Annotated in this window: 19 protein-coding genes; 15 read left to right on the top strand and 4 right to left on the bottom strand. The window is 67.8% G+C overall.

Features of this window, described 5'->3' with window-relative positions; genetic code table 11:
* Positions 1-9: 9 nt before the first annotated feature.
* The 6 genes from prfA (at position 10) to ACZIYR_RS12120 (ending at position 6,416) form a co-directional block, all read left to right on the top strand.
* A complete protein-coding gene (gene prfA / locus ACZIYR_RS12145) occupies positions 10-1,101 on the top strand; it encodes a peptide chain release factor 1 (RefSeq protein ID WP_483526865.1) in 1,092 nt (363 codons plus the stop codon).
* Positions 1,101-1,946 (top strand): peptide chain release factor N(5)-glutamine methyltransferase, encoded by an 846-nt coding sequence (gene prmC, locus ACZIYR_RS12140; RefSeq protein WP_483526864.1) that lies wholly within the window; start codon positions 1,101-1,103, stop codon positions 1,944-1,946. Before prfA ends, prmC begins: the two co-directional genes overlap by 1 nt.
* Before the next feature lie 439 nt (positions 1,947-2,385).
* Entirely contained in the window at positions 2,386-2,886 is a 501-nt protein-coding gene (locus ACZIYR_RS12135) for an Lrp/AsnC ligand binding domain-containing protein (RefSeq protein ID WP_483526863.1), read from the top strand.
* A gap of 5 nt (positions 2,887-2,891) precedes the next feature.
* Positions 2,892-3,647, top strand: coding sequence for a HesA/MoeB/ThiF family protein (locus ACZIYR_RS12130; protein ID WP_483529077.1), 756 nt, complete (start codon positions 2,892-2,894; stop codon positions 3,645-3,647).
* Positions 3,648-3,743: 96 nt separating this feature from the next.
* Positions 3,744-5,036 carry an NAD(P)/FAD-dependent oxidoreductase gene (locus tag ACZIYR_RS12125; RefSeq protein ID WP_473034026.1) on the top strand — a complete coding sequence of 431 codons (1,293 nt, stop codon included), beginning with the start codon at positions 3,744-3,746 and terminating at the stop codon, positions 5,034-5,036.
* A gap of 33 nt (positions 5,037-5,069) precedes the next feature.
* Positions 5,070-6,416 carry a glutamine synthetase family protein gene (locus ACZIYR_RS12120; RefSeq protein WP_483526862.1) on the top strand — a complete coding sequence of 449 codons (1,347 nt, stop codon included), beginning with the start codon at positions 5,070-5,072 and terminating at the stop codon, positions 6,414-6,416.
* A gap of 194 nt (positions 6,417-6,610) precedes the next feature.
* Here ACZIYR_RS12120 and ACZIYR_RS12115 read toward each other — a convergent pair whose 3' ends face one another.
* Positions 6,611-8,344 carry a formate--tetrahydrofolate ligase gene (locus tag ACZIYR_RS12115; protein WP_483526861.1) on the bottom strand — a complete coding sequence of 578 codons (1,734 nt, stop codon included), beginning with the start codon at positions 8,342-8,344 and terminating at the stop codon, positions 6,611-6,613.
* A gap of 208 nt (positions 8,345-8,552) precedes the next feature.
* On the opposite strand from ACZIYR_RS12115, the gene ACZIYR_RS12110 reads away from it, so the two are divergent.
* Complete coding sequence (locus tag ACZIYR_RS12110; protein WP_483526860.1) at positions 8,553-9,590, top strand: GlxA family transcriptional regulator; 1,038 nt, start codon at positions 8,553-8,555, stop codon at positions 9,588-9,590.
* A gap of 25 nt (positions 9,591-9,615) precedes the next feature.
* On the opposite strand, the gene ACZIYR_RS12105 is transcribed toward ACZIYR_RS12110, so the two are convergent.
* Positions 9,616-12,183, bottom strand: coding sequence for a GcvT family protein (locus ACZIYR_RS12105; RefSeq protein ID WP_483526859.1), 2,568 nt, complete (start codon positions 12,181-12,183; stop codon positions 9,616-9,618).
* Positions 12,184-12,452: 269 nt separating this feature from the next.
* On the opposite strand from ACZIYR_RS12105, the gene ACZIYR_RS12100 reads away from it, so the two are divergent.
* From ACZIYR_RS12100 to ACZIYR_RS12090, 3 genes are all read left to right on the top strand, one after another.
* Positions 12,453-13,649: a glycine cleavage T C-terminal barrel domain-containing protein gene (locus tag ACZIYR_RS12100; protein WP_473034021.1), complete on the top strand. Its 1,197-nt coding sequence runs from the start codon at positions 12,453-12,455 to the stop codon at positions 13,647-13,649.
* Between the two features lie 234 nt (positions 13,650-13,883).
* Positions 13,884-14,540, top strand: a complete 657-nt coding sequence (locus ACZIYR_RS12095) for a glycine zipper 2TM domain-containing protein (RefSeq protein ID WP_473034020.1) — start codon at positions 13,884-13,886, stop codon at positions 14,538-14,540.
* A gap of 66 nt (positions 14,541-14,606) precedes the next feature.
* The gene (locus ACZIYR_RS12090) at positions 14,607-16,004 is read left to right on the top strand and encodes a DNA recombination protein RmuC (RefSeq protein WP_483526858.1); all 1,398 of its coding nucleotides are present in this window, start codon (positions 14,607-14,609) and stop codon (positions 16,002-16,004) included.
* Positions 16,005-16,007: 3 nt separating this feature from the next.
* Here the strand turns inward: ACZIYR_RS12090 and ACZIYR_RS12085 are convergent, their stop codons facing one another.
* Positions 16,008-17,690, bottom strand: a complete 1,683-nt coding sequence (locus tag ACZIYR_RS12085) for a methyl-accepting chemotaxis protein (RefSeq protein WP_473034019.1) — start codon at positions 17,688-17,690, stop codon at positions 16,008-16,010.
* A gap of 296 nt (positions 17,691-17,986) precedes the next feature.
* Between ACZIYR_RS12085 and ACZIYR_RS12080 the strand changes: the two genes are divergently transcribed.
* Both ACZIYR_RS12080 and ACZIYR_RS12075 read left to right on the top strand, forming a co-directional pair.
* Positions 17,987-18,157, top strand: a complete 171-nt coding sequence (locus tag ACZIYR_RS12080) for a DUF6435 family protein (protein WP_473034018.1) — start codon at positions 17,987-17,989, stop codon at positions 18,155-18,157.
* A gap of 194 nt (positions 18,158-18,351) precedes the next feature.
* Positions 18,352-19,644: an NAD(P)/FAD-dependent oxidoreductase gene (locus ACZIYR_RS12075; protein ID WP_483526857.1), complete on the top strand. Its 1,293-nt coding sequence runs from the start codon at positions 18,352-18,354 to the stop codon at positions 19,642-19,644.
* A 196-nt stretch (positions 19,645-19,840) separates the two neighbouring features.
* Here ACZIYR_RS12075 and ACZIYR_RS12070 read toward each other — a convergent pair whose 3' ends face one another.
* The gene (locus tag ACZIYR_RS12070) at positions 19,841-21,217 is read right to left on the bottom strand and encodes a glutamine synthetase family protein (RefSeq protein ID WP_483526856.1); all 1,377 of its coding nucleotides are present in this window, start codon (positions 21,215-21,217) and stop codon (positions 19,841-19,843) included.
* A gap of 247 nt (positions 21,218-21,464) precedes the next feature.
* Between ACZIYR_RS12070 and ACZIYR_RS12065 the strand changes: the two genes are divergently transcribed.
* Genes ACZIYR_RS12065 through ACZIYR_RS12055 form a run of 3 tightly spaced genes read left to right on the top strand, consistent with a single transcriptional unit; the run spans position 21,465 to position 25,160 of the window.
* Positions 21,465-22,292: a gamma-glutamyl-gamma-aminobutyrate hydrolase family protein gene (locus ACZIYR_RS12065; protein WP_483526855.1), complete on the top strand. Its 828-nt coding sequence runs from the start codon at positions 21,465-21,467 to the stop codon at positions 22,290-22,292.
* The gene (locus ACZIYR_RS12060) at positions 22,279-23,655 is read left to right on the top strand and encodes an aspartate aminotransferase family protein (protein ID WP_483526854.1); all 1,377 of its coding nucleotides are present in this window, start codon (positions 22,279-22,281) and stop codon (positions 23,653-23,655) included. The genes ACZIYR_RS12065 and ACZIYR_RS12060 overlap by 14 nt, the downstream gene beginning before the upstream one ends.
* Positions 23,652-25,160 carry an aldehyde dehydrogenase gene (locus ACZIYR_RS12055; protein WP_483526853.1) on the top strand — a complete coding sequence of 503 codons (1,509 nt, stop codon included), beginning with the start codon at positions 23,652-23,654 and terminating at the stop codon, positions 25,158-25,160. Before ACZIYR_RS12060 ends, ACZIYR_RS12055 begins: the two co-directional genes overlap by 4 nt.
* Positions 25,161-25,279 lie beyond the last annotated feature (119 nt).

Below are 25,279 nucleotides of genomic sequence, written 5' to 3'. Positions count from 1 at the left end.
GGACACGCCATGAAAGCGACCCTGCGCCAGCGTCTCGATGCCTTCGTCGAGCGCTTCGAGGAGCTTGCCGCTCTGCTGGCCGAGCCCGAGGTGATCGCCGATCAGGCCCGCTTCCGCGACTACTCCCGTGAATATGCCGAGCTCGAGCCGCTGGTTGAGGCCTGGCGCGACTATCGCGCCACCGAAGGCGATCTGGAGACCGCCGAACAGCTGGCCTCCGACAGCGACGCCGACATGCGCGAGCTGGCCGAGCTGGAACGCGATGAGAGCCACGCCCGGCTCGCCGAGCTCGAGGTGCGGCTCAAGCAGCTGCTGGTGCCCAAGGACCCCGACGATCATCGCAACGTCTTTCTCGAGATCCGGGCGGGAACCGGCGGCGACGAGGCGGCGCTGTTCGCCGGCGACCTGTTCCGCATGTACTCCCGCTATGCCGAGAAGCGCGGCTGGAGGGTCGAGGTGGTCAGCGCCAGCCACGGCGAGCAGGGCGGCTACAAGGAGATCATCTCCCGGATCAAGGGCGAAGGCGTCTATGCGCGGCTCAAGTTCGAGTCCGGGGCGCATCGCGTCCAGCGTGTTCCCGCCACCGAATCCCAGGGGCGCATCCACACCTCGGCCTGCACCGTGGCGGTGATGCCCGAGGCCGACGCCGTGGGCGACATCGAGATCAATTCCGCCGACCTGCGGGTGGACACCTTTCGCTCCAGCGGTGCCGGCGGCCAGCACGTCAACACCACCGACTCGGCCATTCGCATCACCCACCTGCCCAGCGGCACGGTGGTGGAGTGCCAGGAGGAGCGCAGCCAGCACAAGAACCGCGCCAAGGCGATGTCGCTGCTGGCCGCGCGCCTCAAGCAGGGCGCGGTGGATAGTCAGCGTCAGCAGCAGGCCGATACCCGGCGCTCCCTGGTGGGGTCGGGGGATCGCAGCGAGCGCATCCGCACCTACAACTTTCCCCAGGGGCGGCTCACCGACCACCGCATCAACCTGACCCTCTACAAGCTCGGCGAGGTGGTCAGCGGCGAGCAGCTTGACGAGGTGATCGAGCCGCTGATCCACGAGCATCAGGCCGAACAGCTCGCGGCCCTGCAGCAGAGCGCCTGATGCGCCTGGACCGGCTGCTGGCGCGGGCCGCCGAGCGGCTGACGCAGGCGGGCTCGCCGAGCGCCCGGCTGGACGCCGAGGTACTGCTGTGCCACGTGCTCGGCCGCGATCGCACCTGGCTCTATACCTGGGGGGACCGGCAGGCGCCGCGATACGCCCGGGCGCGGTTCGAGGCGCTGGTGGCGGCGCGCGCGGCCGGCCATCCGGTGGCCTATCTCTGCGGCGAGCGGGAGTTCTGGGGGCTTGGCCTTGCCACCGACCCCAGCACCCTGATACCGCGACCCGATACCGAAACGCTGGTGGAAGCGGCCCTGGCCCTGGCCGAGGCGCCTCACGGCCGTCTGCTCGACCTGGGGACCGGTACCGGCGCCATCGCCCTGGCCTTTGCCAGCGAGCGACCCGGCTGGGCGGTGACCGGGGTCGACCGGGAGCCCCGTGCGGTGGCGCTTGCCGCGGCCAATGCCCGACGCCTGGCGATGTCCCATGTGCGGTTCATCGAGAGCGACTGGTTCTCGGCGCTTGCCGGTGAGGCCTTCGAGCTGATCGTGGCCAATCCGCCCTATATCGACGGGCGCGACCCTCATCTGACCCGGGGCGACGTGCGGTTCGAGCCGCGCAGCGCCCTGGTGGCCGATGGCGGCGGCCTGGCCGATCTTCGCCACCTGGTCTCAGCCGCGCCGGCTTACCTGGTGCCCGGCGGCTGGCTGGCCATGGAGCATGGCCATGACCAGGCGGACGCCGTGAGGGCGCTGCTGCGCTCGGCCGGCTATCGCGAGGTGGCGAGCCGGCGCGACCTGGCCGGGCATGAGCGGGTAACCCTGGGGCGGATGCCAGCGCCGCGTTGAGGGAAGGGCTAGCACAGTCACGAAAAGCGAGGGGCGCTGGGGGCAAGTCGAAGAGGAGATCCTGCGCCAGGGGTGAGGAGCACTGCTCCGAACGGGCTGGCCATGGATGGCCAGCCCCGGTCCAGCAAGCGGAGCAGGATGCGGGAGCGCAGCTGGGCGCCGGTAGCGCCCAGGGAGGGGTTCACAGCGCCTCCGCGCAGGCTTGCCGACAGGTCAGCCCCGAGCGACGCAAGCTATCTGCGATAGTCCTCGCGTTGAGGGCGCTTGACTGGAGGCCGTGGCGCTCGCTGTGGTACACCTATTCAGGAAATAATTCCGATAGTCGCCGGCTTTGTGAGACCGAACACCAGCAGCAAGGATGATTGCCGCTGTTTTTCAGTTCGATTTGCTGCCATGTCGACATCTTTCGTTCATCCTGATCGGTTTGCCCAATACGATAATGAAAGCCAAGACCCGCTCCCTCGACCGTATCGACCTCAAGATCCTGCGCTCCCTGCAGGAGAACGCCCGCATCTCCTACGTGGATCTGGCCGCGCAGGTGGGCCTCTCCACCACTCCCTGCCTGGAGCGCGTCAAGCGACTCGAGCGGGCGGGAGTCATCCGCGGCTACAAGGCGGTGCTCGATCCCCGGGCCTTGAAGGCCAACCTGCTGGTGTTCGTGGAGATCAGCCTGGAGACCCAGTCGCCGGCGGTGTTCGATGAGTTTCGTCGTGCCGTGGCCCGGCTGCCGCAGATCCAGGAGTGCCACCTGGTCTCGGGGCAGTTCGACTACATTCTCAAGTGCCGCATCCCCGAGATGTCGGCCTACCGTCAGCTGCTCGGCGACGTGGTGTTGACCCTGCCGGGCGTCAAGGAATCCAAGAGCTATGTGGTCATGGAGGAGGTCAAGGAGGAGTTCTCCCTCTATGTGCCCGATATCGAGGAGCTGGAAGGCAAGTGATCACCATGAACGATGAGGCGCTGCTGCGTTACAGCCGGCAGATCATGCTCGAGCCGATCGACATCGCCGGCCAGGAGCGCTTGCTGGCCTCGCGTGCCCTGGTGGTGGGAGCCGGCGGCCTGGGCTCGCCGGTGGCGCTCTACCTCGCCGCCGCCGGGGTGGGCCATCTGACCCTGGCCGATGCCGATGCGGTGGAGCTCTCCAACCTGCAGCGCCAGATCGCCCATGGCATGGCCGATCTGGGGCGCAACAAGGCCGAGTCGGCCCGGGAAGCGGCGCTGGCGCTCAATCCCGGCTGTGAGATCCAGGTGCTCGGTGAACACCTGGACGTTGCGGCGCTGGAAGTGGCGGCGGCAGCGGCGGACCTGGTGCTCGACTGCACCGACCGCTTCTCCAGCCGCTACGCCATCAACCGCGCCTGCCTGGCGACAGGCACACCGCTGATCTCCGGGGCGGCTATTCGCTTCTCCGGCCAGCTGGCGGTCTTCGATCCCCGCGACAGCGAGAGTCCCTGCTACGCCTGTCTCTATCCCCCCGGGGAGCACGGCGAGAGCGACGAGGCGCTCTCCTGCGCCGAGAGCGGCGTGGTGGCGCCGCTGGTGGGGCTGATCGGCAGCTTCCAGGCCCTGGAGGCGATCAAGCTGCTCAGCGGTGCCGGCACGCCCCACCGGGGATTGTCGAGCTTCGATGGCCTCTCCGGCCAGTGGCGCCACTTCAAGGTGCCGCGGGATCCGGGCTGCCCGGTCTGCGCCACGTCCTGAGCCCGCCATGGCCGGCATGCCGTCGCGCTGCGCGATCGCCTCGCTGAGCCATACTACCCGTGGGCGGGGGCGACCCGTCGCGGTTAGGATGGGCTCATGACCGTCACGTCACCCTTTGCGTCCGCGGCGTCCTATTATCGTGATACCGCCGCCGTCGAACTCGCCGCCTGCCCGCCGCTCGCTGGCGAGGCGCGCGCCGATGTCTGCGTGATCGGAGCCGGGATCACCGGCTGTTCGGCGGCGCTGGAGCTCGCCGAGCGCGGCTATTCGGTGGTGCTGCTAGAGGCCCGCGACATCGGCTATGGCGCCTCGGGGCGCAGCGGCGGGCAGATCCTGCCGGGGCTCGGCACCGACATCGCCACCGTGGAGCAGGTCTTGGGCCGCGAGTCCGCCCGGGAGATCTGGGAGATGAGCCGTGAGGCGGTGCGCTGGACCGCCGAGCGGGTCCGGCGCCACGCCATCCCCTGCGACCTCGCCTGGGGCTACCTGCATGCCGCGGTCAAGGCCCGTCACGTCAAGGAGCTGCTGGCGCTGCGCGACCGCCTGGCTCGGGACTACGGCTACGGGGCGCTGCGCTGGCTGGAGGGGGCGGCCCTGCGCCAGCACGTGGTGACCGACGCCTACCGGGGGGCGCTCTACGAGAGCGAGGGTGGCCACCTGCACCCCCTCAACTACACCCTGGGCCTGGCCCGGGCCGCCCAGCGGGCCGGGGTGGAGATCCACGTCGACAGCGCCGTTCGGGAGGTCCAGCGCGGCAGTCCGGCGCGGGTGATCACCGACCGGGGGCGGGTCACCGCCGACTTCGTGGTGGCGGCCGGCAACGCTTACCTGGGCCGGCTGCTCCCCGAGCTGGATGGGCGCATCATGCGCGCGGCCAACTACATGATCGCCACGGCGCCGCTCAGCCCGTCCCAGGCGACCCGCGTGCTGCCGCAAAACGATGCGCTTTCGGACGCCAACTTCGTGCTCGACTACTACCGCCTGTCGGCGGACAGGCGGCTGATCTACGGTGGCGAGGTGAGCTATGACGGCCGTGAGCCGCGCGGCCTGCGCCGGCGCATGGATGCCAAGATCGCCCGGCTGTTTCCGGTGCTTCAGGGCGTGGGGATCGACTATCGCTGGGGCGGCGATGTCGCCATTACCCTCAACCGCGCCCCGGACCTGGGCCGGCTGGGCAGCAACCTCTACTATGCCCAGGGCTACTCGGGGCACGGCATGGCGCTGGCCGGGCTGGCCGGCCGGCTGCTCAGCGAGGCCATCGCCGGGCAGAGCGAGCGCTTCGACGCCTTCGCCGCCATGCCCCACCGGCGCTTTCCCGGCGGTGCGCGGCTGCGCACGCCGCTGCTGGTGTTGGCGACGACCTTTTACAAGCTCCGCGATCGATTCTAGATGCCGCGGTCCCGGTCACAACGCGAGGTTCCCATGAAAGATCTGGAAAGCTGGCTCAAGGAGCGCAACATCACCGAAGTGGAGTGCCTGGTCAGCGATATCACCGGCATCGCCCGGGGCAAGATCACGCCGGTCTCCAAGTTCGTGGCCGAGAAGGGCATGCGGCTGCCTGAAAGCGTGCTGTTGCAGACCGTCACCGGGGACTACGTGGACGATGATGTCTACTACTCGCTGCTCGACCCCGCCGATATCGACATGCTGTGTCGGCCGGATCCGACCGCCATCTACCCGGTGCCCTGGGCGCTGGAGCCCACCGCCCAGGTGATCCACGACTGCCACGACAAGCGGGGCAACCCCATCGAGCTCTCCTGTCGTAACCAGCTCAAGCGAGTGCTGGCGCTCTATGCACAGCGCGGCTGGCGGCCGGTGGTGGCCCCGGAGATGGAGTTCTACCTGACCAAGCGCTGCGAGGACCCGGATCTTCCGCTACAGCCGCCCATCGGGCGCAGCGGGCGACAGGAGACCGGCCGCCAGTCCTTCTCCATCGATGCCGCCAACGAGTTCGACCCGCTGTTCGAGGACATGTACGACTGGTGCGAGGCCCAGGGGCTGGACATCGATACCCTGATTCACGAGGAGGGGACCGCCCAGATGGAGATCAACTTCCGTCACGGCGACCCGCTGGAGCTGGCTGATCAGGTCTTCCTGTTCAAGCGTACCCTGCGTGAGGCGGCGCTCAAGCACGACGTGGCCGCTACCTTCATGGCGAAGCCGGTGACCAACGAGCCGGGCAGCGCCATGCATATCCATCAGAGCGTGCTCGACGCCAAGAGCGGACACAGCGTCTTCTCCAACGACGACGGCAGCATGAGCCAGCTGTTCCTGCACCACATCGGCGGCCTGCAGCGCTTCATTCCCGAGGCGTTGCCGCTGATGGCCCCCAACGTCAACTCCTTCCGCCGTTTCCTGCCCGACACCTCGGCGCCGGTCAACGTTGAGTGGGGCGAAGAGAACCGTACCTGCGGGCTGCGGGTGCCCGACTCAACGCCCCACAACCGGCGCATCGAGAACCGCCTGCCCGGCGCCGACGCCAACGCCTATCTGGCCATTGCGGCCAGCCTGCTTTGCGGCTATCTCGGCATGGTGCACGGGCTCAATCCCTCGGCGCCGGTGCAGGGGCGCGCCTTCGAGCGCCGCAACATGCGCCTGCCCTTCACCCTGGAGCAGGCCCTGGAGCGCATGGAACACTGCAGCGAGCTGCAGCGCCATATGGGGCAGCGCTTCGTCACCGGCTATGTGGCGGTGAAGCGGGTCGAGAATGAGAATTTCAAGCGGGTGATCAGCTCCTGGGAGCGGGAGTTTCTGCTGCTCAGCGTCTGAGCCGCCTGGTGGCGCCCCAGACGCCTAAAACAGGGTCATCGCAGACTGGCGTGAACTGGCCTCTGTGGGAGGGAGCTTCAGCTCGCGAAGTAGCGCGCAGCGCTACCCCAGGGGTGCCTGCGGCGCCTTCGCCCGGCAGTGCCGGCCCATCTTGAAGCTTGCCAAACATGGCTCACGCTAAAGCGCGAAGAACCTTAAAACAGTCCGGTAATCTCGCCGCTCTCGTCGACGTCGATGTGGGCGGCGGCGGGGTCGGCGCCAAGCCCCGGCATGGTGCGGATATCCCCGCACAGGGCGTAGACGAAGCCGGCGCCGGCAGAGAGCCGCACCTCGCGCACCGGCAGGGTCCAGCCGGTGGGTGCGCCGGGCCGGGTGGCATCCGCGGTGAGCGACAGGTGGGTCTTGGCGATGCACACCGGCAGCCCACCATGGCCCTGCTGCTGGTAGGCGTCGATCTGGCGGCGCGCCTCTGGGCTGAAGGCGACGTCGGCAGCGCCGTAGATACGGGTGGCGATGCGCTCGATCTTGGCGTCCAGGGGCAGCGCGTCGGGGTAGAGGAACTCGAACTCGCCGCCCTGGTTGGCGGCCTCGGCCACCGCCTGGGCCAGGGCCATGGCACCGGCGCCGCCGTCGCGTACGTGGGTCGAGACGGCGGCGGTGACGCCGGCCTCCCGGGCGATATCGGCAATGGCGGCGTGTTCGCTGGCGTGGTCGCCCGGGAAGGCGTTGATCGCCACCACCGGGGTGATGCCGTGGGCGCGGATGTTGTCGATCTGCTTGACGAGGTTGGCGGCGCCGGCGCGCACGTCCTCGGGGCTTTCGGCGCGCATGGCGTCAGGCAGCGGCTTGCCGGCCGTTACGGCGTACCGCCCGGAGTGGAACTTCAGGGCCCGCACCGTGACCACCAGCACGGCGGCGTCCGGGGTGAGGCCCGAGGCGCGGCACTTGATGTTGAAGAAACGCTCGGCGCCCATGTCGGCGCCGAAGCCCGCCTCGGTGACCAGGAAGTCGCTACCGGACAGGCCGATGCGGTCGGCCAGTATCGAGGAGTTGCCGTGGGCGATGTTGCCGAAGGGGCCGGCGTGAATGAGCGCGGGGGCATGCTCTAGGGTCTGCAGCAGGTTGGGCTTGATCGCCTCCTTGAGCAGGGCGGTCATGGCCCCGGCGGCGCCGATCGCCTCGGCGGTCACCGCCTCGCCCCGATGGGTCTGCCCCACCACGATCCGCCCCAGGCGGCAACGCAGGTCCGCCACCGAGTCGGCCAGGGCGAGCACTGCCATGACCTCGGAGGCGGCGGTGATCTCGAAGCCGCTCTGCCGGGTGACGCCGTCGGCGCGGGGGCCAAGCCCGATGACGATCCGGCGCAGGGCGCGGTCGTTGAGATCCATCACCCGCGACCAGCACACGCTCTCCGGGTCCAGGTCGACGCCGCGGCGATGATAGAGATGGCTGTCGATCATGGCGGCCAATAGGTTATGGGCGGCCGTCACCGCGTGAATATCGCCGGTGAGATGCAGGTTGATCCGCTCCATCGGCACCACCTGGCTGTAGCCGCCCCCCGCGGCGCCACCCTTGAGGCCCAGGGTGGGGCCCAGGGAGGGCTGGCGCAGGGTCACCGTGGCGCTGTGACCGAGCTGCTGAAATCCCTGGACGAGGCCGATGGCGGTGGTGGTCTTGCCTTCGCCGAGTGGGGTGGGGGTGATCGCCGAGACCACCACGTAGCGCCCCTGGGGACGCGCGGCCAGGGCGTCCACGGCGCCAAGGTCCAGCTTGGCGATGCCGCGGCCGTAGGGTTCCACGGCCTCTCCGGGAATCCCCAGCCGGTGGGCGATCTCTTCGATCGGCCACAGCCGGGCGCCGCGGGCGATGGCGAGGTTGTCGGGCAGCCAAGGCTGCGTCGGCTCGATATCGGGGGAATGAATCGCCATCGCCCTTGCCTCCTGAAGTCTCGATCTGCGCGTCGGATGACCGTAAGCCCATTATTTGCGCCGCCGCTGGTTGGGGTTTGCTTGCCGGCGTCGGGCGACATCGTCGTAACGACAGCCGCGGGGGCAACGGGGTGGGTAACTCCCTCTATCGTGACGCATCGACTATCGGTAATCTAAGCATACTGGCGTCGCTCGGTGAGGAGGTAGCATGCGCCCCGCCACCACTGCGTTGAATAGCCGCTATACGGTCGGTTTCCTGCTGCTGCCGGGGTTCTCCCAGCTGGCCTTCTCCTCGGCGCTGGAGCCGCTGCGCATGGCCAATCACCTCAGCGATCGCGCCCTCTACGCCTGGCGGCTGGTGAGCCGCGGTGGCGCCCCGGTGCGTGCCAGCAGTGGCCTGGCGACCGCGGTGGATCACGCCATGGCCGAGGCCCCGGCGCCGGATCTGCTGCTGGTGTGTGCCGGTGTCGATGTTCAGGACCACTGCGACCGCGAGACCCTCGCCTGGCTACGTCGGCTCGCCGCGGAGCGCACGCCCCTGGGGGCGGTCTGCACCGGCGGCTATGTGCTCGCCAAGGCGGGGCTGCTCGACGGCTATCGCTGCACCCTGCACTGGGAACACTTCTCCAGCATCCACGAGGCGCTGCTGTTTCCCGCGGTCACCTTCACCTCGGAGCTGTTCGTGCTGGACCGCGACCGCTACACCTGCTCCGGCGGCATTGCACCGCTGGACATGGTGCTGACGCTGATCGCCCGCCATCAGGGGCTCGAGCTGGCCGAGGCCATCGCCGAAGAGTTCATTCACGAGCGGATTCGAGGCTCCGGGGATCATCAGCGTCTGCCGCTGCGAGTGCGCCTGGGCCATAGCCATCCCAAACTGGAGGAGGTCGCCACCCTGATGGAGGCCAACCTCCAGGAGCCGCTTGCCCTGGATGAGCTGGCCCGCTACGCCAATCTGTCACGGCGCCAGCTGGAGCGGCTCTTTCAGCGCTATGTCGACTGCCCGCCGCTGAAGTACTACCTGGAGCTGCGCCTGGCGCGGGCCCGGCTGCTGCTGCGCCAGACCCACATGCCGATCACCGAGGTGGCGCTGGCCTGCGGCTTCATTTCCCCGCCCCACTTCTCCAAGTGCTATCACGATCGCTTCGGGCATTCGCCGAGCGGCGAGCGCAAGCGCCGCCGCGACCATCAGGCCGGTGATGGCGAACCGGCAGCGTCATCGGGCGGCCCGCCCGGCCAGTCCTGAGCGCGACCGGCCTGGCGGGGCCGCATCAGCTCTTGGGACGCTGGTTGTCCGGATCGTAGAGTGCCCGATAGCCCACCGCCTCGACCCGCAGCGGGTAGTGCTCGCCGAAGTACTCCATGCTTAGGGTGTGGCCGACCCTGGCGTGCTCCTCAGGCAGGTAGCCCAGGGCGATGATCTCGCCCAGCGAGGGGCCGTAGGCGATGCTGGTCACATAGGAGCGCCGCCCCAGGGCGTCCACCAGCACCTCGCCGCTTGCCGGGTCGAGGATCGGCGAGTGCCCCACCGGGTAGCGGGCCACGCCCTGGGCGTCGCGGTGCTCGCGCAGGGTCAGGGTGCAGAGGTAGGCGGGCTGGCGGTCGCGCTCGCGCTGTGCCAGGTGGGCGGTCTTGCCGTGAAAGTCGGCGGGCTTGACCCGGGGGCGGGCCAGGCCGGCCTCGAGGAGGTTGTACTCGGTGAGCAGGTCGACGTTCTGCAGCCGCAGGCTCTTTTCCAGGCGCCGGCTGTTGGCGTAGGTCTCGATGCCCACCGGGGTGACGCCCTGGTCGAACAGCCGGTCCCAGAGGGCGAGCCCGTAGCTGAAAGGGGTGTAGAGCTCCCACCCCTGCTCGCCCACATAGGAGATGCGAAAGGCCCAGACCGGCAGCCCCCCGATGCGGATCTCGCGGGCCGTGGCGAAGGGAAAGCGCTTGGCGGAGAGCGCCTGGGGATCGTCCGCCACCGCCTGCAGGGTGCGCCGCGCGTTGGGGCCCCATAGCCCCAGGGTGGCCAGGCTGTCGGTGCGGTCTTCGAGATGCACCTGGCTCAGCCCGCGGGTCTCGGCCATGCGGGTGATCCAGACGCGATCCCGGGGGCCGGTGTCGCCACCGCAGATCACCCGGAAGGCGTCGCCTGCCAGGCGCACGATGGTCAGGTCCGAATGCACCCCGCCGAAGGCGTCCAGGAAATGGGTGTAGACCCCCTTGCCCGGCGGGGTGTCGCCACCCACCTTGGCCACCGAGAGGTACTCCAGCAGCGCCTCGGCGTCGGGCCCGGTCAGGTCGTAGATGGCGAAGTGGGAGAGGTTGATCATGCCCACGTCCTCGCTCAGGGCGAGGTGCTCGGCGTTGGAGACCCGCCAGAAGTGGCGGGCGTCCCACTCGTTGGTGCGCTCGGGGATACGCTCGGCGTAGCGGCTCAGCAGGGTTTCGTTGGCCGCATAGCCGTGGGCCCGCTCCCAGCCGGCGGTCTCCATGAAGTAGCCGCCGAGCGCCTGCTCGCGAGGCCAGAAGGGACTGCGCCGCAGGTTGCGGCCGGTCTCGAAGGGTTCGCGGGGATGGACCGGCGGATCATAGATCTTGCAGGCGATCTCGCGGCAGCGTCCTAGGACATAGTCCGGCGTCTTCTGCACCGGGTAGAAGCGGGCGATGTCGATGCCGTGGGGGTCGAGCTCGGGGCGTCCCTGAGTGATCCAGTCGGCCAGCACCTTGCCCATTCCCGGGCCATCCTTGACCCAGACCGCCTCGCAGAACCACAGTCCGCGGGTCTCCGGCGACTCGCCGACCAGCGAACTGCCGTCCACCGTGACCGACAGCAGGCCGTTGAAGGAGTGCTTGTCGTCCCAGCCCAGCTCGCCAAGCACCGGGGTCAGCTCCACGGCCCGGGAGAAGGCCTCGGCCACCTGGTCGATGTCGAGGTCGCGCATGGAGGGCGACAGCCGTGCCTGGTCGCGTCCGAGGATGTCGCGGGGATGCACCAGGCGCGGCTGGGTCGGTTCGTAGTACCCCCACTCGAGCTGGCCGCCCTCGGTGGTGCGGGGGTCGCCGGTGTCGCGCATATAGGCCGAGTTGCCCTGATCCCTGAGCAGCGGGTAGCCGATCTCGCGGCCGCTGCCGGCGAAGGCGTCGAAGGGGCCGAAGAACATCAGCGGGTGCTCCACCGGCATCAGCGGCAGGGCAGCGCCCCCCATGGCGGCGGGAATCGGCCCCCAGATGCCCGCGGTGACGATCACCAGCGGCGTCTCGATATAGCCCCGCGGGGTCTCGACGCCGTGGACGCGGCCGTCGCGCACGTCGATGTCCAGCGCCGGGGTGTCGGCGAAGACCCGCAGCCGGCCGCCGGCCACCGCCTCCTCGATCAGCTCGCCGGCTACCTGCTGGGAGCGCGGCACCACCAGGCCGGCGTCCGGGTCCCAGAGAGCGCCCTGGATCAGCTCCCGCTGCAGCAGGGGGAAATGCTCGACCGCCTCGTCGGGGCCGATCATGCGGGCGTTGGTGCCGAAGGCCTTGCCCGAGGCGACCTTGCGCTGGAGCTCGGCGAGCCGAGCGTCGTCGCCCACCCGTGCCACCTCGAGGCCGCCGACGCGGCAGTAGTGGCCGCGGGCCTCGTAGAAGCGACGGCTGTAGGTGGTGGTGTAGCACGACATCGGGTCGTGGGCGGTCATGTAGCAGAAGTCGGAGGCGTGGGAGGTGGAGCCCACGTCGGTGGGAATGGCGGAGCTGTCCAGGCCCACCAGGTTCTCCCAGCCCTGTTCGATCAGGTGGTGGGCCACCGAGGCGCCGACGATGCCGCCCTGACCGATGATCACCGCATCCGCCCGCGAGGGTAGTGTTGCCATGGCCGCTCTCCCGTGGTGACGCGCCGGGCGCGCCAGTTGCGCTGTTTCCCCTACTGTAGCGGTCGGGGGAGCGCGTCTCGCTATGCCGTGGCGACGCTGATTTAGCTGGGCGCGACAGGTCGCGGGCAGCTGTCGCCGACACCAAAATCTTCGACGCCGCTGGCGATACGGCCACGGGGGGCTGGACTAGTGTCGAAGGCAAGGATCGCCGGCAACGGTGATGCGAAGGCGAACATGGCTGGCCGCGATACCACTGAGGAGAGACGCACATGTCCCAGGTTGCCGAGCACCTCGAACACCGCCAGACGGCTCCGGAAATCCTGCTGTACCCACGGATTCGCAAATCCCCCTTCTTTTACGCCTCCCGGCGCCACGGGGTGCGCAAGTACAGCGTCTATAACCACCACTACCATCCGCGCCTCTACACCGACCCCGTGGATGAGTACTGGGCCCTGGTGCAGGGGGTCACCCTCTGGGACGTGGGCGTGGAGCGCCAGATCGAGATCAGTGGTCCCGACGCCTTCGCCTTCGTGCAGCGGCTGGTGCCCCGCGACATGCGCCAGTGCCAGGTAGGGCAGTGCAAGTACGTCTTCGTCACGGCGCCGGATGGCGGCATCATCAACGACCCGGTGCTGCTGCGCATCGAGGAGAACCGCTTCTGGCTGTCGCTGGCCGACAGCGACGTGCTGCTGTGGTGCCAGGGCCTGGCCCACGGCTCCGACTTCGATGTCACCATTCGGGAAGTGGACGTGGCGCCGGTGCAGGTCCAGGGGCCCAAGGCCAAGGCGGTGATGGTAGACCTGTTCGGCGAACGGGTGCTGGAAATGCCCTACTACTACCTGATGGAGGCGACCCTCGACGGCATGTCGGTGGTGATCTCGCGTACCGGCTACTCCGGCGAGATCGGCTACGAGATCTACCTGCGCGACGCCTCCCGCTGCGGGGAGCGGCTCTGGCAGCGGGTCTTCGAGGCGGGCCGTCCCCACGATATGCAGGTCATCGGACCCTGCCATGTCCGCCGCATCGAAGGGGGGATTCTCGCCTTCGGCTGCGACATCTGGTACGACACCAATCCCTTCGAAGTGGGCATGGGCTACGACTGGATGGTCGACCTGCGCGGCGACGACGACTTCATCGGGCGGGCGGCGCTGGAGCGCATCAAGGCCGAGGGAGTGTCGCGCAAGCTGGTGGGAGTGGAGATCGACGGCCCGAACATCGGCTACTTTACCGACGGCTCGATGATCGATGTCTTTCCGGTCTTCGATAGCGCCGGTGAGCGCATCGGTCAGGTGACCTCGGCCACCCACTCGCCACGCCAGGAACGCAATATCGGCTATGCCATGGTGCCGATCGGCCATGCCGAGCTCGGGACGCCGCTGCGCATCGAGGCCAATACCGGCCTGCAGGACGCCGTGGTGGTGGAGAAACCCTTCCACGACCCCACCAAGGATATCCCCAAGGGCTGAGCGGCCCGGCGTCGCGCGGATACGCTGTCACCGTCTGGCGACGCCGGGTCATAGAATGTGCAAGTCGCGCGTTGGGCCTGCCGCCGCCCGAAAGGCGGCATATACTCCTGTCCAGGAGTGCAGGAGGCGCTCTTCCTCTCGCAACCCTGATCCCGGTGACACCTCTCCCGGAGCCGATGCCGTCCATCGGAAACGGCGCGATGCAAGACGCCTTAGCGCCCTAGGAGGTGACAGATGACGAAATCGATTGTGGTCGGTACGACGCTCGCCGTCTTCGGCCTGGGTGGCTTGGCGCTGGGCGCCTGGCAGGTCCAGCAGCCCCAGGAGCCAAGCCAGCAGTTTGCCGAGATTCTCACCGTGGAGGCGGCGACGCGCCGCGTGGAGCGCCCCCGCGAAGTGTGCGAGGACGTGGTGGTGAATCGGGAAGTGCCGGTGGAGGTGCCCGTCGCTCAGTCCGGGCAGGCCGCCGGCAGTCATGATCCGCACCGGATCGTCGGCACCGCGGCCGGCGCCATCGTCGGTGGCCTGCTGGGCAGCCAGGTAGGGGGCGGCAGCGGCAAGAAGCTGGCCACGGTGGCCGGTGCCGTGGGCGGCGGCCTGGCCGGTCGCGAGGTGCAGAACCGCGTCGAGGCCCACCAGCACGCCCAGGCGGGCCAGTCCCAGCCCCGCACCGAGACCCGAATGCAGACCCAGCGAGTGACCGAACGGCAGTGCCAGACGGTGATGGAGACCCACCAGGAGCCCCACGGCTATGAGGTCACCTATCGCCTCGATGGCGAGGTCAGGTCGCATCGTCTGGACGCCGCCCCTCAGGCGGAGCGGCTGCCGGTGGTGGAAGGCGAGGTGCAGTGGCAGGCCGCCCTGGAGGAGGCTGGTCGGGTGGAAGGGTGACAACAGGGCCGATCTTGGGGAGACTCTCGCCTCGGCTCACGTTCCCCGAGACAGGAGAGTGCTCTCTTGACCGACTTCGCCAGCTCGCTGACCGCGCTTCCTTCCGACTATGCCGTGGCGCTTTCGGCGCTACTGTCGTTCCTGCTGGCCCTGGGTCTTGCGGCCGGGCTTGCCGCCCGGCGGCGCGGCGTCGAGGGAAGACGCCATGCCGCCGCGCTCGCCGAGCTGCGTGAGCGGCTGGCGGCCCGCGAGCGGGAGCTGGCGTCGCTGCAAGCTTCCCTGCAGGAGGCCGAGATCGCTCGGGCACGCCTCTCCACGACCCTGGAGCAGAAGCAGCAGCACTTTTCCGAACAGTTCGCGCTGCTGCGCGACAGCCGCGACCAGCTCAAGCAGGAGTTCGAGCACCTGGCCAACGAGATCCTCGAGCGCAAGGGGCGCGCCTTCTCCGAGCTCTCCCAGCAGCGGATCAGCGGATTGCTGCAGCCGATCCAGGCCGAGATGAAGGGGTTTCGCGAGAAGGTGGAGTCGATCCATCGCGTCGACACCGAGCAGCGGGCGAGTCTGCGCACCGAACTGCAGCACCTGCAGGGGCTCAACCGCGAGATCACCGACCAGGCGGAGCGCCTGACCCAAGCGCTACAGGGTCAGAAGAAGGTGCAGGGCAACTGGGGCGAGCTGATGCTGGAGAACGTGTTGGAGGGCTCCGGTCTTCGCGCCGGCAAGGACTATGCCCGCGAAGTCAGCTTCACCACCGATCAAGGACGGCGGCGCCCCGATGCCGTCGTCTATCTGCCCCAGGGGCGGCATCTGGTCATCGACGCCAAGACCTCGCTTTCCGCCTACGTGCGCTACGTGAACGCCGACGAGGAACCGGAGAGGCGCCAGGCGCTGGCGGAACATGCCCGGGCGGTGGGCGAGCGCATCGCCGAGCTCGCCGACAAGCACTACTACGATCTGCCGGGGCTCAACTCGCCGGAGGTGGTGGTGATGTTTATTCCGGTGGAATCCGCCTACGTTGAAGCGCTCAAGCACGACGAATCGCTCTTCCAGCGGGCCATCGAGCGCAATGTCCTGGTGGCGACCCCGACCACGCTGCTCACCAGCCTCAATATCGTCCGCCAGCTGTGGCGCTTCGAGGACCAGAGTCGGCACAGCGCCGAACTGGCCGATCGCGCCGAGAAGGTCTACAACAAGCTGCGGCTGTTCCTGGAGAGCATGGAGGACGTGGGCAAGAAGCTCGATGGCGCGCGTGACAGCTATGACCGGGCCATGGGCCAGCTGGTCCAGGGCCGCGGCAACCTGATCAGGCAGGCGGCCGATTTCCAGGAGCTCGGGGTGGCGGTGAAAAAGGAGCTGCCGGAGACGCTGGTCGAGCGGGCGCGGCTCGAGCTCACCCCCGGCGATACCGGCTGCCGGGAGCCGGCCACGGGAGGTGCGGCGTCGCCCTCCCGCAGCCAGTCCTAGGTCTCAGGCGGGCTGGAGGCGATAGTCCTGCGGTGCCGCCTGTCGAAGGTCCGACGCCGGCAGCTGATGCGCCAGTGCCTGCTGTCCCCAGCGATGATTTTCGGGGAGCCGGAAGGCCGACATGGCGTGAAGCAGCTGCTGGGCATGCTGGCGCAGGTTGGCGGCAGACGAGGCACTCTGGTTCACCAGGGTGGCGTTCTGCTGGGTCACCCGATCCATTTCATAGACCGCCTGGCCGGCTTCCTCAACGCCGGCGCGCTGCTCCACGCTGGCCTGGCTGATCTCCTGCATGAGCTGGCTGACCCGGCCGACGGCGGCGATGATCTCCTCGGTTGCCTGGTTGGCATCGGCGGCACGGGCGTTGCCGTGCTTGACCTGCTCCACGTTGCGGGTGATCAGCTCATGGATTTCCTGGGCCGCGTCGGCGCTGTTCTGGGCCAGCTTGCGGACCTCGGCGGCGACCACGGCAAAACCGCGGCCGTGCTCGCCGGCGCGGGCGGCCTCCACCGATGCATTGAGCGCCAGAATATTGGTCTGGAAGGCAATGTTGTCGATGGTGGAGGTGATGCTGGCGATTTCGCTGGCGCTGCGGTCGAGTTCGTCCATGGTCGCGGCGACCTGCTGCACGGCGCTGCCGCCGCGCCTGGCGGTGTCGGAGGCGCCTGCCGCCTCCTGGCTCGCCCGCTCGGCATTGGCCGAGTTCTGGGTCACGGTACCGTTGAGTTCCTCCATGGCCGAGGCGGTCTGGGTCAGGGCGCTGGCCTGCTGCTGCGTGCGTGATGCCAGGTCGTTATTGCCCTCGGCAATCTGCTCGCTGTTGCTGGCCACGGCGTCTGCGGCGGCTCGCACCTGGGCGACGATGCCCTGCAGCTGTCGGGCCATCTCGACCTGAGCGGCCATGATGCTGTGGTTGTCCCTATCGCGCAGCCGTCCGGTGGTGGTCAGTTCACCGCGTCCGATTGCCTCGGCGAAGGCCTTCACCTCATGGGGCTCGGCGCCCAGTTCGCGCAGCAGCTGACGCGAGAGCAGGTAGGCAATGATACCGCCGGCCAGCAGGGCGGCCAGGCAGAGCCCCAGCATCAGCATCTGGAACCCCTCTGCGGTGTCCCTGGCGCTGGCCGTGGCGATGGCATTCTGGCTTTCCTGGTGATCGATGAAGACATTGATCTCGTCCAGCCATGCAAAGAAGGCGGGGCCGGCCTCGGTCAGTACGAGGCGTCGAGCGCCCTCGAAGTCGCCCTGCTGACGCTGGTCGATGATGCGCTCGGCCAGGGCGTTGGTGCGCTCGGCCTGGCCCTGTACCGCATCGAGCATTTGCCGCTCGGTGGCCGTTGCAGCCTCCTGGTCGGCGGCCATGAGTTCGGTCATCCCCCGGTCGGCCCGGGTGTAGTCCTCCTCCAGTTGCCGATAGGCGCCCAGCAGCGCTTGCAGATCGTCATCGGCGGATACCAGGGTCATGTCGCGCAGGAGAATGGCGCGGTCGTGTACGCTTCCGCGCCAGTCGATGGCATGGCGCAGCTTGACGCCGTTGACGTCGTTGATGGTGGTCAGTCCGCGGTCGATTCGATTGACCTGATGAATGCCGATGGCGGTGAGCAGGACGATCAGCGCAAGCACGGCAGAGAACCCTATCCCCAGGCGGGTGCGGATGCCCAGGCGGGCGATGTTGGCAGCGAGTGTCTTCATGGTTGTTGTCCTTCTTCAGGTGAGCTTTGCCGGGCCGGCGCAAGCGGAAGATGAGACGACTCTATTCTTTGTACATCACTTGTACAATAGTTTATTCTCCAACGTAGCATTCGATTCTTTGATATGGACGCAGCGCCAAGGCTCTGTGATGTTCCTTTTTTATCGGTAAGTTATGAGGCGGTATGCGCGTTGGACGGTCCGTTCGCCGTATCCATGTGGCGATTGGCCTGTCGTGAATGATACGGGATCGATGCCGAGTGCGTTTTTCTTGTACAAGAAATGATGGAGGTGACCATATGTTTGCCTGGTTCAGATCCGACCCGGCCAAGAAGCTGCAAAAGGCCTATGAGCGCAAGCTCGAGCAGGCGATGCAGGCATCGCGCAACGGGGACATGCGCGCCAATGCCGCCTTGACCGAGGAGGCCGAGGCGATCCTCGCCGAGATCGAGGCACTGAAGCGGAAATAGGGTGGGGCCCCTTCCCGGAAGGCCTGATGGGTAGCGACTGTTTGTTATTTTATAATCGACGTAAGGGGGTCGCCTCAGGCTCCCTTCACTCTCCTTCATCGCTTTTATTTCCGATTTCCGGCTTGTCTGGCTGAGGGAGGTCGAGTGCGGTAAGCTGTGATGGTTAAAATAATCAACGCTAGAGGAGCGAAGCGATGCCCGCCCAGCAGTCTGTCCATCACGTGGCCTCATTCTATGCCGCCTCCGCCCATCCGAGCCCGGAGCGCCCCCCGGTCAACGGCCGCGTGGAGTGCGATATCTGCGTGGTGGGGGCCGGTTTCACCGGCATTTCCGCCGCCCTGCATCTGGCCGAGCAGGGCCAGTCGGTGGTGGTGCTGGAGGCGGCCCGGGTCGGCTTCGGTGCCTCGGGGCGCAATGGCGGCCAGCTGGTCAACAGCTACAGCCGCGACATGGACGTGATCGAAGCCAAGTACGGCGACGAGACCGCCCGGGCCCTGGGCAGCATGGCCTTCGAGGGCAATCGCATCATTCGCAGCCGCATCGCCCAGTACGAGATCGCCTGCGATCTCAAGGAGGGCAACCTCTTTGCCGCCTGCAATGCCAAGCAGCTCGAGGGGTTGCGCGAGCACAAGGCGCTCTGGGAGCGCTACGGCCATGACCGGCTCGAGCTGCTGGAGGGGGAGGCGGTCAAGCGGGAGGTGGGAAGCGCCCGCTACACCGGAGCCCTGGTCGATCACTCCGGGGGGCATGTTCACCCCCTCAACCTGGTGCTGGGCCAGGCCGCTGCCTTCGAATCCCTTGGCGGGGTGATTCATGAGCAGAGCCCGGTGATCAAGCTGACCCACGGCGAGCCGGTGGTGCTGACCACCCCCGGCGGCGAGGTGTCCGCCCAGCGGGTGGTGCTGGCGGGCAACGCCTACATGCAGGGCCTGCTGCCATCGCTCGAGAATAAGTCGATGCCCTGCGGCACTCAGATCATCACTACCGAGCCCCTGGGCGAGGCCACCGCCCGGGCGCTACTGCCCAACGACATGGCGGTGGAGGACTGCAACTACCTGCTAGACTACTTCCGCCTCACCGCCGACAACCGGTTGCTCTACGGCGGCGGCGTCAGCTATGGCGGCCAGGACCTGACGAGCATCGAGGCGGTGGTCCGCCCCAAGCTGGCGAAGACCTTTCCACAGCTCGCCGACGTCAAGGTGGATTACGCCTGGAGCGGCAACTTCCTGCTGACCCTCAATCGCCTGCCCCAGTTCGGCCGGCTCAACGGCAACGTCTACTTCGCCCAGGGCTACTCCGGTCATGGCGTCACCTGCTCGCACCTGGCCGGCAAGCTGATCGCCGAGACGATGCGCGGCGAGAGCGAACGCTTCGACGCCTTCGCCGGCCTGCCGCACCTGCCCTTCCCGGGGGGGCGCCTGCTGCGGGTTCCCTTCTCAGCCCTGGGCGCTTGGTACTACGCCACCCGCGACAGGCTGGGTATCTGAGCTCTGCCGCTCGCCCCGCTCCCTAGCGGCGCGGGGTATGTCCCACCTTGCGGGTCGCCAAGCTGGCCCCGTGCCCTAGGCCGGTCCGTGCTCTAAAGCGCCAGGGGGCCGCAGATACGGCCCCCCTGGCGCTTGCTTTCGATGCCCCCACTGGACGCCGTGCGCCGAGTGAGCCGCTGACGCGATCAGCGAGCGATCAGACGTGGCGTAGATACCAGTCGTACTCCAGTTGACTCACCGCCTGCATGGCCTGGGCCCGCTCGGCACGGCGGTTGGCCACGAAGACGCGGATAAAATCGCGCCCCAGGGCCTCGCCCAGCACCTCGTCCGCCTCCAGCAGGTCCAGGGCCTGCTGCCAGCTGTTGGTCAGGCTGTTCTCCACCTGCTCGTAGGCGTTGCCGGTGATCGCCGGGGGCGGGGTCAGCTCATGGCGCAGGCCGTGATGCAGGGAGGCCAGCAGGGCGGCCAGCAGCAGGTAGGGGTTGGCGTCGGCGCCGGCCACCCGGTGTTCGATCCGCCGCGCCGCTCGTGGTCCGGAGGGAATGCGCAGGGCGACCGAGCGATTGTCGAAGCCCCAGGTTGGGGCCATGGGCACGTAGAGCCCCGGCTGGAAGCGGCGGAAGGAGTTGAGGTTGGGCGCGAACAGCGCCATGGCGCCGGGCATGCGTTCCAGCAGGCCGGCCACCGCCTGGTTGAGGCGGGGGCTGCCGAGCACATCGTCGCCGGTTTCGCTGAAGACATTGTTGCCCTCGGCGTCGAGCAGGCTGATATGCACATGGGTGCCGTTGCCGGCCTCCTGACCGTAGGGCTTGGCCATGAAGGTGGCCTCGAAGCCATGCTTGAGCGCCACCCCCTTGATCAGTCGCTTGAGCAGCACGGCGCTGTCGCAGGCCTGGAGGGCGTCGGCGCAGTGGATCAGGTTGACCTCGAACTGCCCCGGGGCGCACTCCTTGAGGGCGGTGTCCAGGGGCAGCCCCTGAATCTCGGCGGCGCTCTGGATCTCCTCCAGGAAGTCGGCGTATTCGTCCAGCTCCAGCATGGAATAGAGCTGGCTCTGGGTGGCGCGCTCGCCGCTGCCCGGGGAGCAGGGCGGCTGGATCAGCCCCGCCTCGGTGCGTTGGCGATCCACCAGGTAGAACTCCACCTCCAGGGCCACCACCGGGGTCAGGCCCATGGCGGTCAAGCGCTGCAATACGCGGGAAAGTACCTGGCGGGGGTCGGCGAAGAAGGGCGAGTCGTCGGGCTCCTCCATGGTCATCAGCAGCTGCCCCTGCCGGCCGCCGCGCAGCCAGGGTACCGGCATCAGGCTGCCGGGAACCGGCTGGCAGAGTCTATCGCCGTCGCCTGTGGCGAGCCCCAGGCCGGTCTCCTCGATGGTGTTGCCATTGATGTCCAGGGCGAAGACCGAGGCGGGCAGGGCGATGCCGCTGCGGTAGGCTTTGGTCAGGTTGCCCCTGGGGATGCGCTTGCCGCGGATGACGCCGTTGAGGTCGCTGATCAGCAGATCGAAACTGTCGATCTCCGGGTGGCGGTCGAGAAAGGTTGGGACGTCATCGGTGGGGAGGTTAGGCATCGCGCTCACCTGTAGCTTTCTGGTCGTTGTTGATGACCGTTATCCTTTCTTGATGTCGGTGTGTTGTCAAATATTTTACGCTATTGGAGTATTGCTACTTTTGCTCGATAGTGGTTTTTATCCTTTATATACAGATATTTATTATTTTTTCACGAGTTATGCCGACCGCAGGCTTGGAAAGATAAATCAACGGATGTATGTTGAGTAAACCATAACAACGCCTGAGCGACCCTGCGAGGAGCCAGCCATGACCAGAAGACCCCTGGTGGGAGTGATCGCCTGCCGCCGCGAGGTGGAAGGGCACGCCGCCCAGATGGTGACCGACAAGTATCTTAGCGCCCTGCGTGAGTATGGGCTCAACCCGGTGATCCTGCCGGTGTGGAGCGATCAGGAGAGTGATCGCGACGCGGCCCGGGAGCTGCTCTCCCGAGTCGATGGACTGCTGCTGACCGGCAGCTACACCAATGTGGAGCCCCACCGCTATGGCGCCGAGCGGGCGCCCCAGAATACCCGGGACGATCGGCACCGGGATGCCGCCGCTCTGACCTGGATTCATGAGGCGCTCGCCATGCGGCTGCCGCTGCTGGGCATCTGCCGCGGCTTCCAGGAGCTCAACGTGGCCTTCGGGGGCAGCCTTCACCAGGCGGTGCAGGAAGTGCCCGGGAAACTCGATCACCGGGAGCCCGGCGGTGCCGACAAGGCGGCCCAGTACGCCCCGGCGCATGACCTGGCGCTGCGAGCCGATGGCGCCCTTGCTAGGTTGCTCGGTGACACCCACACGCGGGTCAACTCCCTGCATCAGCAAGGCATCGACCGACTGGGCGAGGGGCTGGTCGCCGAGGCCTGGGCCCCGGATGGCCTGATCGAGGCGGTCTCGGTGGCTGATGCCGCCGCCTTCGCCCTGGCGGTGCAGTGGCACCCTGAGTGGCAGCCCCGGGAGCATCCCCTCCACGATGCCCTGTTTCGCGGCTTCGCCGCCGCCTGTGCTGCCCACCGCGGCGGCGCTCGCTCCCCTTCCCATCCCTCAGACGGCCTGATGGCCCCCAGCGGAGACATTGCCAATGAGCACTCGTGACTATCAGGCCCTGGATCACGCCCACCACCTGCACCCCTTCACCGACTTCAAGGCGCTGGGGCAGGAGGGCAGCCGTATCATCGAGCGCGCCGAAGGCGTCTACATCCATGACAGTGAGGGCAATTGCATCCTCGACGGCATGGCCGGCCTGTGGTGCGTCAACCTGGGCTATGGGCGCCGCGAGCTGGTGGAGGCGGCCACCGCCCAGCTCGAACAGCTGCCCTACTACAACAACTTCTTCAAGACCACCCATCCGCCGGCGGTGAAGCTGGCCGAGAAGCTGGTACAGCTGGCACCGGCGCATATCACTCATGTCTTCTTTACCGGCTCCGGTTCCGAGGCCAACGACACCGTGCTGCGCATGGTGCGACGCTACTGGGCCCTGAAGGGGAAGCCGGAGAAGCAGTGGATCATCGGTCGCGAGAACGGCTACCACGGCTCCACCCTGGCGGGCATGAGCCTTGGCGGCATGGCGCCCATGCATGACCAGGGCGGACCCTGCGTGCCGAACATTGCCCATATTCGCCAGCCCTACTGGTTCGGCGAAGGGCGTGACATGAGTCCCGAGGCCTTCGGGCGAGAGTGCGCCGCGGCCCTGGAGGAAAAGATCCTGGCGCTCGGCGAGGAGAACGTGGGTGCCTTTATCGCCGAGCCGGTGCAGGGGGCCGGCGGTGCCATCATGCCTCCGGCGAGCTACTGGCCGGCGGTCAAGGAGGTGCTGGCCAGGTACGATATTCTGCTGGTGGTGGACGAGGTGATCTGCGGCTTCGGGCGGCTCGGCGAGTGGTTCGGCAGCGTTCACTATGACCTCAAGCCCGACCTGATGCCCATCGCCAAGGGGCTCTCGTCCGGCTACCTGCCGATCGGTGGCGTGCTGGTGGGTGAGCGGGTGGCCGAGACCCTGATCGAGGAGGGCGGTGAGTTCTTCCACGGCTTCACCTACTCCGGGCATCCCGCCTGCGCCGCCGTGGCGCTGAAGAACCTGGAGCTGATGGAGGCCGAAGGGCTGGTGGAGCGGGTACGTGACGACCTCGGTCCCTACCTGGCCGAGCGCTGGAGTGAGCTGGCCGAGCATCCGCTGGTGGGCCAGGCCCGCTGCCTGGGCCTGATGGGTGCCCTGGAGCTGATCGACCCGGCCACCGGCGAGCGCTTCGACAAGGCCCTGGGTGCCGGCAACCTGTGCCGGGACCTCAGCTTCGAGAACGGCCTGGTGATGCGCTCGGTGGGTGATACCATGATCATTTCACCGCCTTTGGTGATCTGCCACGCTGAAATCGATGAGCTGGTGAGCAAGGCCCGTGCGGCCCTGGACGCCACCGCGGCGCGTCTGGCCCGCATCCCCCAGCCGGAGGAGACCGCATGACCGCAAGCCAACGCCCCCAGAGCCGTGCCGACTGGCAGGCCCTGGCCGATCGCCTGATCCCGAACCTGGAGACCCGCGCCTTTATCGATGACGCCTTCGTCGATGCCGCGAGCGGCGAGACCCTGGAAACCCTCAACCCGGCCACCGGCGAGACCCTGGCCCGGGTGGCCAGCTGCGACGCCGCCGACGCCGAGCTCGCCGTGGCCGCGGCCCGGGCCGCCCATGCGCGGGGCGACTGGGCGCGGCTGGCCCCTGCCAAGCGCAAGCGGGTGCTGCTGCGTCTCGCCGACCTGATGCAGGCCCATCGGGATGAGCTGGCGCTGCTCGACACCCTGGACATGGGCAAGCCGGTCTCCAGCTCGCTGGGCGACATGGCCGGCGCCATCGGCAGCATTCGCCACCAGGCGGAGACCATCGACAAGGTCTACGGCGAGGTGGCCCCCACCGGCGACGATAGCCTGGGCCTGGTGCTGCGCGAACCCCTGGGGGTGGTAGCTTCCATCGTGCCCTGGAACTTCCCGCTGATGATGACCGCCTGGAAGATTGCCCCGGCGCTGGCCGCCGGCAACAGCGTGATCCTCAAGCCCTCTGAGAAGTCGCCGCTCTCGGCGCTGCGCCTGGCCCAGCTGGCCAAGGAGGCGGGCCTGCCGCGCGGCGACTTCCAGGTGCTGCCGGGCTACGGCCACACCGTGGGCAAGGCGCTCGCACTCTCCATGGAGGTCGACTGCCTCTCCTTCACCGGCTCCACTCAGGTGGGCAAGCAGCTGATGCAGTATGCCGGCCAATCCAACCTCAAGCGGGTCTACCTGGAGTGCGGTGGCAAGAGCCCGAATCTCGTCTTCGCCGACTGCAAGGACCTGGACAGGGTGGCCAAGCACGCCGCCGCGGCAATCTTCCACAACCAGGGAGAGGTGTGCATCGCCGGTTCGCGCCTGCTGGTGGAGAATTCGATTCGCGAGGCCTTCGTCGACAAGGTGGTGGAAGCCGCCAAGGGCATGCAGCCCGGCGACCCCCTGGACCCCGCCAGCTTCATGGGCGCCATGGTCGACGAGACCCAGTATCGGCGCGTGCTCGATTATATCGCCAGGGGACGCGATGAGGGGGCGAAAGTGCGCGCCGGAGGCGAGGCCCTCGAGGGGCCGGGGCTCTTCATTCCTCCTACGGTGTTCGACGGCGTGACCGCCGAGATGGCCATCGGCCGGGAGGAGATCTTCGGCCCGGTGCTCTCGGTGTTCGGCTTCGACAGCGAGGAGGAGGCGGTGGCGATGGCCAACGACAGCGTCTACGGTCTGGCCGCCGGACTCTGGAGTCAGGACATCGACCGCATCATGCGCGTCACCCGGCGGCTGCAGTCGGGGCAGGTGTTCGTCAACAACTGGGCCGGCGGCGACCAGACCATGCCTTTCGGTGGGGTCAAGCAGTCCGGCAACGGCCGCGACAAGTCCCACCACAGCCTGGCGGAGTACACCGAGCTCAAGAGCGTCTGGATGTCGCTGGACGGCTGAGTTTCGTGCCCCGGCACGCACCTCCAGTGAGCGCTCGTCACTTGCAGGTGCCCGCCGCAGCTACGGCGCAATGGCGCCGGGCGGGCGCCCTGGACGGGCGGTGTCGTCACTGGGGGGAG

Source organism: Billgrantia sp. NRB1 (assembly GCF_056921725.1).
This window is presented reverse-complemented; position numbering and strand designations above follow the sequence as displayed.

What these genes read in the sequence shown, in the direction of transcription:
- prfA (WP_483526865.1), top strand. Translation starts at nt 10, where the DNA reads ATGAAAGCGACCCTGCGCCAGCGTCTCGATGCCTTCGTCGAGCGCTTC.
- prmC (WP_483526864.1), top strand. Translation starts at nt 1,101, where the DNA reads ATGCGCCTGGACCGGCTGCTGGCGCGGGCCGCCGAGCGGCTGACGCAG.
- ACZIYR_RS12135 (WP_483526863.1), top strand. Translation starts at nt 2,386, where the DNA reads ATGAAAGCCAAGACCCGCTCCCTCGACCGTATCGACCTCAAGATCCTG.
- ACZIYR_RS12130 (WP_483529077.1), top strand. Translation starts at nt 2,892, where the DNA reads ATGAACGATGAGGCGCTGCTGCGTTACAGCCGGCAGATCATGCTCGAG.
- ACZIYR_RS12125 (WP_473034026.1), top strand. Translation starts at nt 3,744, where the DNA reads ATGACCGTCACGTCACCCTTTGCGTCCGCGGCGTCCTATTATCGTGAT.
- ACZIYR_RS12120 (WP_483526862.1), top strand. Translation starts at nt 5,070, where the DNA reads ATGAAAGATCTGGAAAGCTGGCTCAAGGAGCGCAACATCACCGAAGTG.
- ACZIYR_RS12115 (WP_483526861.1), bottom strand. Translation starts at nt 8,344, where the DNA reads ATGGCGATTCATTCCCCCGATATCGAGCCGACGCAGCCTTGGCTGCCC.
- ACZIYR_RS12110 (WP_483526860.1), top strand. Translation starts at nt 8,553, where the DNA reads ATGCGCCCCGCCACCACTGCGTTGAATAGCCGCTATACGGTCGGTTTC.
- ACZIYR_RS12105 (WP_483526859.1), bottom strand. Translation starts at nt 12,183, where the DNA reads ATGGCAACACTACCCTCGCGGGCGGATGCGGTGATCATCGGTCAGGGC.
- ACZIYR_RS12100 (WP_473034021.1), top strand. Translation starts at nt 12,453, where the DNA reads ATGTCCCAGGTTGCCGAGCACCTCGAACACCGCCAGACGGCTCCGGAA.
- ACZIYR_RS12095 (WP_473034020.1), top strand. Translation starts at nt 13,884, where the DNA reads ATGACGAAATCGATTGTGGTCGGTACGACGCTCGCCGTCTTCGGCCTG.
- ACZIYR_RS12085 (WP_473034019.1), bottom strand. Translation starts at nt 17,690, where the DNA reads ATGAAGACACTCGCTGCCAACATCGCCCGCCTGGGCATCCGCACCCGC.
- ACZIYR_RS12080 (WP_473034018.1), top strand. Translation starts at nt 17,987, where the DNA reads ATGTTTGCCTGGTTCAGATCCGACCCGGCCAAGAAGCTGCAAAAGGCC.
- ACZIYR_RS12075 (WP_483526857.1), top strand. Translation starts at nt 18,352, where the DNA reads ATGCCCGCCCAGCAGTCTGTCCATCACGTGGCCTCATTCTATGCCGCC.
- ACZIYR_RS12070 (WP_483526856.1), bottom strand. Translation starts at nt 21,217, where the DNA reads ATGCCTAACCTCCCCACCGATGACGTCCCAACCTTTCTCGACCGCCAC.
- ACZIYR_RS12065 (WP_483526855.1), top strand. Translation starts at nt 21,465, where the DNA reads ATGACCAGAAGACCCCTGGTGGGAGTGATCGCCTGCCGCCGCGAGGTG.
- ACZIYR_RS12060 (WP_483526854.1), top strand. Translation starts at nt 22,279, where the DNA reads ATGAGCACTCGTGACTATCAGGCCCTGGATCACGCCCACCACCTGCAC.
- ACZIYR_RS12055 (WP_483526853.1), top strand. Translation starts at nt 23,652, where the DNA reads ATGACCGCAAGCCAACGCCCCCAGAGCCGTGCCGACTGGCAGGCCCTG.